Annotated in this window: 7 protein-coding genes and 1 pseudogene; 4 read left to right on the forward strand and 4 right to left on the reverse strand. The window is 32.5% G+C overall.

What is annotated here, in order from left to right; all coding sequences use genetic code 11:
- Positions 1-85: 85 nt before the first annotated feature.
- The 4 genes from AC1RYN_RS18915 to AC1RYN_RS18930 form a co-directional block, all read right to left on the reverse strand.
- Entirely contained in the window at positions 86-955 is an 870-nt protein-coding gene (locus AC1RYN_RS18915) for a nucleoside phosphorylase (protein WP_481808208.1), read from the reverse strand.
- A gap of 221 nt (positions 956-1,176) precedes the next feature.
- Positions 1,177-1,506: a translation initiation factor gene (locus AC1RYN_RS18920; protein ID WP_481808209.1), complete on the reverse strand. Its 330-nt coding sequence runs from the start codon at positions 1,504-1,506 to the stop codon at positions 1,177-1,179.
- Between the two features lie 97 nt (positions 1,507-1,603).
- Positions 1,604-1,987: a GxxExxY protein gene (locus AC1RYN_RS18925; protein ID WP_481808210.1), complete on the reverse strand. Its 384-nt coding sequence runs from the start codon at positions 1,985-1,987 to the stop codon at positions 1,604-1,606.
- Positions 1,988-2,194: 207 nt separating this feature from the next.
- A complete protein-coding gene (locus AC1RYN_RS18930; RefSeq protein ID WP_481808211.1) occupies positions 2,195-3,145 on the reverse strand; it encodes an isopenicillin N synthase family dioxygenase in 951 nt (316 codons plus the stop codon).
- Positions 3,146-3,319: 174 nt separating this feature from the next.
- Between AC1RYN_RS18930 and AC1RYN_RS18935 the strand changes: the two are divergent.
- The 4 genes and pseudogenes from AC1RYN_RS18935 (at position 3,320) to AC1RYN_RS18950 (ending at position 6,860) form a co-directional block, all read left to right on the forward strand.
- Positions 3,320-5,293, forward strand: a pseudogene (locus AC1RYN_RS18935) (alpha-ketoacid dehydrogenase subunit alpha/beta).
- A 228-nt stretch (positions 5,294-5,521) separates the two neighbouring features.
- Positions 5,522-6,163, forward strand: a complete 642-nt coding sequence (locus AC1RYN_RS18940) for a DUF885 family protein (RefSeq protein WP_481808212.1) — start codon at positions 5,522-5,524, stop codon at positions 6,161-6,163.
- A gap of 201 nt (positions 6,164-6,364) precedes the next feature.
- The gene (locus AC1RYN_RS18945; RefSeq protein ID WP_481808213.1) at positions 6,365-6,655 is read left to right on the forward strand and encodes a hypothetical protein; all 291 of its coding nucleotides are present in this window, start codon (positions 6,365-6,367) and stop codon (positions 6,653-6,655) included.
- Between the two features lie 31 nt (positions 6,656-6,686).
- The gene (locus AC1RYN_RS18950) at positions 6,687-6,860 is read left to right on the forward strand and encodes a DUF885 family protein (protein WP_481808214.1); all 174 of its coding nucleotides are present in this window, start codon (positions 6,687-6,689) and stop codon (positions 6,858-6,860) included.
- Positions 6,861-6,930 lie beyond the last annotated feature (70 nt).

Below are 6,930 nucleotides of genomic sequence, written 5' to 3' on the forward strand. Positions count from 1 at the left end.
CTCTAAAGTTTCTTTGTCTAAAAATTTTAAATATTCGGAATTTTCATGAAGCAATTTTTCAAACTTGTAGATTGCATTTTGCATATTAGTTTGTCGTTAATTTGTTTAAAGTGTATTTAATCAATTCATCGACAGCCTTATAAGGATCTTCGCTAAAAGTTCCCGAAGCACGATTAGCAATAATAGCATTTAAAGATAAAGCATTATGTCCTAATAGTGCCGAAAGTCCGTAAATAGCAGCCGTTTCCATTTCTAAGTTTGTAATTCGATTGTCATTAAAAGTAAAATTATCCATTTTAGCATTTAACTCCTCATCTTGAATGTTTAAACGCAAAACGCGACCTTGTGGACCATAAAAACCACCTGCAGTTGCTGTAATTCCTTTATGTATTTTATCACTCTCAATAAGTTTTTCTAATTTCTCAGAACATGCAATTACATACGGTTTTCCCTTACGAATATCCCAATTGGTATGATTTATAAAAGCTTCTTCGATAGCAGCATTTGAAACTTCATCAATTAAATAAGAGCGAAGCATATTATCAAGCCCTAGACCAAATGTTGACATTACAAAGCTATCTACAGGAATATCGGCTTGTAGTGAACCTGAATTTCCGATTCGGATAATATTTAATGAAGTTAAGTTTTCTTTTGGCATACGAGTTTCTAAATCAATATTTACCAAAGCATCTAATTCATTGACAACAATATCTATATTGTCTGGACCAATTCCAGTAGACATTACTGTAATTCTTTTTCCTTTATAGATTCCAGTTTGAGTTTTAAATTCTCTTTTTTGAGTAGAAAACTCGATACTGTCCAAAAACTGCGTTATTTTTTCAACACGATTTTGATCGCCTACAAAAATAATATCATTTGCAATATGTTCTGGACGAAGATTTAAATGATAGACGCTTCCGTCTGGATTTAGTATTAATTCTGATGATTGTATCATTGTTTATATTTTTAAGGTTCTGTAAAGGCGCACCACAGTACGTCTTTTTATTTGTATTTGGGTTCAAAGGGGGGTGGATGCGTCTTCTTTTTGATTTAACCGCAAAGGGAGGAAAAATTCATCCTAGTTCTTCATAAACGCAAGGTTCAAAAAGAAAAAATTAGGGCTTAAATTTTCAACCTAAAAACTATTTTATCAAGACTGATCACTGAAACTGAAAACTAGCCGCCCACACGTTTTACTTTAAATCCTTTTGCTTTTAGTATTTCCATTATTTTATCGCGGTAATCACCTTGTATAATAATAGAATCATCTTTAAAAGTTCCGCCAACACTTAATTTGGTTTTAATTTCTTTGGCTAGGATTTTAAAATCTTCATCGGTTCCTTCATAACCTTCGATAATTGTTGTGGCTTTCCCTTTTCGTTTTTCATATTTACAAATCATAGGTTCTTTTTGGATAAAAAGCGTATGATCTTCTGGAACCACAATTTCGTCAGGAGATACTTGGTGATCTGGGAATAGATTTTTTAGTTGGTCTTGTAAGTCCATTAGTATTATATTTTTTGAACGCGGATGACGCGGATTTTATTTTTTGGGTCTCTAGTTTTACGTGTTTTGTGTTTTAGACGCTGATAAGACAGATTCTTTATTTTCGATTGTTTTGATATACTTTTCTAATGAATTCAGGTTTTTTTCCAAAATTTAAAAGAAGCCCAACTTCACAGTGCGTTGCTTTTAAATAATTTATTAATTGAAATTCATTTGCTTCTACTAAATATTCTTGTGCTTTTAATTCTAATATCACTAAATCATTTGCAACTATGTCGGCTATATATTCTCCAACCACAATTTCTTTATAATAAACTTTTATTTTCTTTTGTGTTTCTACTTTAAAACCATTTAATTTAAGTTCATAGAATAAAGAATTCTGATATACTCTTTCAAGGAAACCATAGCCCAGTTCATTATAAACATCAAAAAAAACTTTTAAAACTGATTTTGTTAATTCTCTATGTAAAATGCTACTCATAATATATTTTTAAATACTGATATTACGAAATTTTTCTCTATTCTGAAAACTTTAAAAAATCCGCGTCATCCGCGTTCAACATTTTACATCGCACAACTAATTAAGAGCAAAATTATAAAAGCTATATAAATGATATTCTAGTTTCATAAAGCAAAAAGACATTAAGTATAAACTCAATGTCTTTTTATAATTAGGTAAATTTAAAGATTATTTTTTGATTAAACCCAAATCTACCAAACGTTCGTATAAATATTCTCCAGCTGTAATATCCTCGAATTTTTTAGGATTCTCGGCATCAATGCAGTTTTCTAAACAATCCAGACGCATATCGCTTACTGGGTGCATAAAAAACGGAACAGAATAACGAGATGTTCCCCATAACTCTCTTGGTGGATTAACTACTTGGTGAATAGTCGATTTTAGTCTGTTGTTGGTATGACGCGAAAGCATATCACCAACATTAATTACCAATTGATCATCTTCAGCAATGGCATCAATCCATTCTCCATCATGATTTTGAACCTGTAATCCTTTTCCTTGTGCTCCCATTAATAAGGTAATAAGGTTAATATCACCGTGAGCAGCAGCACGAATTGCATCTTTAGGTTCCAATGTAATTGGCGGGTAGTGAATAGGACGTAAGATTGAATTTCCGTCTTTGGCATATTTGTCAAAGTAAAATTCATCTAATCCAAGGTGTAATGCTAGAGCTCTTAAAACATAAACTCCAGTTTTTTCAAGCATTTGGTATGCTTCTTTACCAACTGCATTAAAATTAGGCAATTCTGTTACTTCAACATTTTCTGGGTATTCTGAAGCATACTTAGAGTTTTCACTCACATACTGACCAAAATGCCAGAATTCTTTTAAGTCACCTTCTTTTCTTCCTTTGGCGTGTTCTGTACCAAAAGAAACATAACCTCTCTGACCTCCAATACCTGGAATTTCATAATTATGTTTAGATTCTATTGGCAATGCGAAAAATTTTCTAATTTCGCCATAAACTTCGTCAACTAACTGATCATCTAAAAAATGACCTTTTAGGGCAACGAAGCCAATGTTTTCAAATGCATTTCCGATTTCATTTACAAATTTTTGTTTACGTTCCGGGTTGTCCGAAAGGAAATCACGTAAGTCTACACTAGGAATGTTTTGCATACTTTACATATTTATTGATAACTTGATAGGGCTAGAAACCATATCTTAGAGCAAATGTAAAACTAATTTGTTATTTTTATTTCAACAAATGCTAATAATTAATAATTATATAACAAAATATAACCAAGTTGTTATAATTTTACAACATTCATTGACTAAATAATAAACCAAAAAATGATTTTTGACAGAAAAGAACTTACCAACGAACAGCTTTTAGATTTATACAAAAGATTATTAAAGCCAAGATTGATAGAAGAGAAAATGCTCATCTTAATCCGCCAGGGAAAAGTATCTAAATGGTTTTCCGGAATAGGGCAAGAAGCTATATCGGTAGGAGTTACAGCCGTTTTAGACTACTGATGAATACATCTTACCAATGCATCGAAATCTGGGTGTTTTTACAGGAAGAGATATCCCATTATACCGTCTTTTTTCACAATGGCAAGGAAAAGCAAATGGTTTTACGAAAGGCCGTGACAGAAGTTTTCACTTCGGAACACAGAATACAAGATTATTGGAATGATTTCGCACTTAGGTCCTCAATTAGGAGTTGCCGACGGAATTGCCTTAGCCAATAAATTAAAAAAGAACAATAAAATAACTGCAGTTTTTACAGGAGAAGGAGCAACAAGTGAAGGAGATTTTCATGAAGCATTAAACATTGCTGCTGTTTGGGAATTACCTGTAATGTTTGTCATCGAATATATGGATATGGACTTTCGACTCCTACAAACGAACAGTATCGCTGTGAAAACTTGGCCGACAAAGGAGTTGGTTATGGTATAGAAAGCCATATTATTGATGGAAATAATATTCTGGAAGTTTTTAATCTTTTATCGGAATTAAAACTTTCGATGATAGAGAAACCAAGACCTGTTTTATTAGAGTTTAAAACATTTAGAATGCGTGGACATGAGGAGGCGAGTGGTACAAAATATGTTCCACAAGACTTAATGGATATGTGGGCGGCAAAAATCCTGTAAATAATTATAAAAAGTATCTGACAGAGATAGGAGTACTAACTACAGAATATGATGAAGAATTGCATGCTGAGATTAAGAAAGACATCGACGACAGCTTAGTCATTGCAAATGATGAACCAGAAATTGAAGCTTCTTATGAAGAAGAACTAAATGATGTTTACAAACCTTATAACTATAAAGAGATTACACCAGACTTGGAAACCAAAAACATTCGATTTATAGATGCTATTTCGTCAAGTTTGAATTTATCAATGCAACTCCATACCAATTTAGTTATTATGGGGCAAGACATTGCTGAATATGGCGGTGCTTTCAAAATAACCGATGGATTCGTAGAAATATTTGGTAAAGATCGTGTGCGGAATACACCAATTTGCGAGAGTGCCGTAGTTTCAACAGGAATGGGACTTTCTATAAATGGCTACAAAGCAATTGTTGAGATGCAATTCGCTGATTTTGTTTCAACAGGATTCAATCCAATTGTAAATTTATTAGCAAAATCACATTACCGATGGTTAGAAAAAGCCGATGTAGTAGTTCGAATGCCTTGCGGTGGTGGTACTCAAGCCGGACCTTTTCATTCACAAACCAATGAAGCTTGGTTCACAAAAACTCCTGGTTTAAAAGTCGTTTATCCTGCTTTTCCTTATGATGCCAAGGGTTTATTGAATGAATCTATTAATGATCCAAATCCAGTTTTATTCTTTGAACACAAACAATTATATCGAAGCGTTTATCAAGATGTACCTACAGATTATTATACAATTCCATTAGGAAAAGCAGCTTTATTAAAAAAGGAAATGATGTTACAATTATTGCTTTTGGAGCTCCGGTACATTGGGCCTTAGAAACTCTTGCTAAAAATCCTGAAATTTCAGCAGATTTACTAGATTTAAGAACGTTACAACCTTTAGATACTGAAGCTATTTACGAATCGGTTAAGAAAACTGGACGTGTAATTATCTATCAGGAAGATTCTCTTTTTGGAGGTATTGCAAGTGATATTTCGGCTTTAATTATGGAAAATTGTTTTAAACATCTTGATGCTCCAGTAAGACGTGTTGCTAGTTTAGACTCACCAATTCCTTTTACAAAAGCTTTAGAAGACCAATATTTACCAAAAGGTAGATTTGAAAAAGAACTTTTAGATTTATTATCTTATTGATTTATTTAAAGGTTCTGAGGTGCTAAGTAACAAAGGATCCTGCTTAGGGTCAACAAGTTAAAAAAAAACACCTCATAGAGACACAAAAGAAAAATAGTCTATAAACTACTTTTCTTTGTGTCTTCACATTATTGTGAGAAATATATAATTTACAATCCCATTTAATAAAATAAAATAGCACACCATAAAGATCATTTTTTATCTTTAGCAGTTAAATAGGTTGTTGTATTGAAAAAACTTTTTATTCCTATTGTTATTGTTGCTTTACTTGTTTCCTGTAATAAAAATGCTAAATCAGGTGACGATAAAGCTACAAACGAAAAATTTGAGAAATATAAGGAAGGTTTTATTACCGACTTATGGAAACTAAATCCTGATTGGGCAGCAAGCCAAGGATACCATAAATATGATAGCATTTTGGTTATTCCAAATGCAGATAATCAAAAAAAACAAATAGCTTTTGCTAATTCTCAATTAGATTCATTAAAACAATATTCATTAGAAGGCCTTTCGGATAACAACAAAACTGATTTATACATGATTAAAAATCAGCTAGAAAGTACTCTTTTTAGTATAAATGAGCTTAAATCATCTGAATGGAATCCTTCATCATATAATGTTTGTGGCTCTTTTGCTGAAATATTAAATGGAAAATCTGATTCCCTAGATGTGAGATTGCGTAATTTTAATTTAAAAATGAATGGGATTCCTGCTTATTATGAAGCAGCCAAATCAAATATTAAAAACCCTACCAAAGAACATACTGCCCTTGCAATTGATCAAAATCTTGGTGGTGTTTCAGTTTTTAAAGAAGATTTAGCAGCCGCATTAAGCAAAAGCAAATTATCTGCAGAGAGAAAAAGAGCATAACAGACAAGGCTGCTATTTCAGCAAAAGCAATTGCTGATTATGCTAATTGGTTGAAAAATCTTGATAATAAAACACCTCGTTCTTTAGATTAGGTTCTGAGTTATATGCTAAAAAATTCAACTTTGATATTGAGTCAGGATATACTGCTGATGAAATTTATAAAATTGCTGTAAACCATAAAAATGATTTGCATGAGACAAGATGTTTCTTCTTGCCGATAAACTTTGGACAAAATACAAAGGTACAGATGCAAAACCAAAAGATAAGTTAGAGTTAATTAGACAAGTAATTGATAAAATTTCATTACAACATACAACCCCTGAAAAATTTCAATCAGAAATTGAAAAACAAATACCAGAGCTTGTTGCTTATGTAAAAGCTAAAGATTTACTTTATATAGATCCATCTAAACCACTTGTAGTTAGAAAAGAACCAGCTTATATGGCGGGTGTTGCAGGAGCATCAATATCGGCTCCCGGGCCCTTACGATAAAAACGCTAACACGTACTATAATGTTGGAAGTATGAACGGTTGGACAGCCGAGAATGCAGAAAGTTATTTAAGAGAATACAACAATTATATTTTGCAAATCTTAAATATTCACGAAGCTATTCCTGGACATTACACACAATTAGTTTATAGCAACCAATCGCCAAGTATCATAAAATCTATTTTAGGGAAATGGAGCAATGATTGAAGGTTGGGCAGTTTACACCGAGGTGCTGCCTCCCTAACAACAGGAGCATGTATTAACCTTAGCAATACAT

This window comes from Flavobacterium sp. TC780 (assembly GCF_056783245.1).

What these genes read in the sequence shown, in the direction of transcription:
- AC1RYN_RS18950 (WP_481808214.1), top strand. Translation starts at nt 6,687, where the DNA reads ATGAACGGTTGGACAGCCGAGAATGCAGAAAGTTATTTAAGAGAATAC.
- AC1RYN_RS18920 (WP_481808209.1), bottom strand. Translation starts at nt 1,506, where the DNA reads ATGGACTTACAAGACCAACTAAAAAATCTATTCCCAGATCACCAAGTA.
- AC1RYN_RS18915 (WP_481808208.1), bottom strand. Translation starts at nt 955, where the DNA reads ATGATACAATCATCAGAATTAATACTAAATCCAGACGGAAGCGTCTAT.
- AC1RYN_RS18945 (WP_481808213.1), top strand. Translation starts at nt 6,365, where the DNA reads ATGTTTCTTCTTGCCGATAAACTTTGGACAAAATACAAAGGTACAGAT.
- AC1RYN_RS18930 (WP_481808211.1), bottom strand. Translation starts at nt 3,145, where the DNA reads ATGCAAAACATTCCTAGTGTAGACTTACGTGATTTCCTTTCGGACAAC.
- AC1RYN_RS18925 (WP_481808210.1), bottom strand. Translation starts at nt 1,987, where the DNA reads ATGAGTAGCATTTTACATAGAGAATTAACAAAATCAGTTTTAAAAGTT.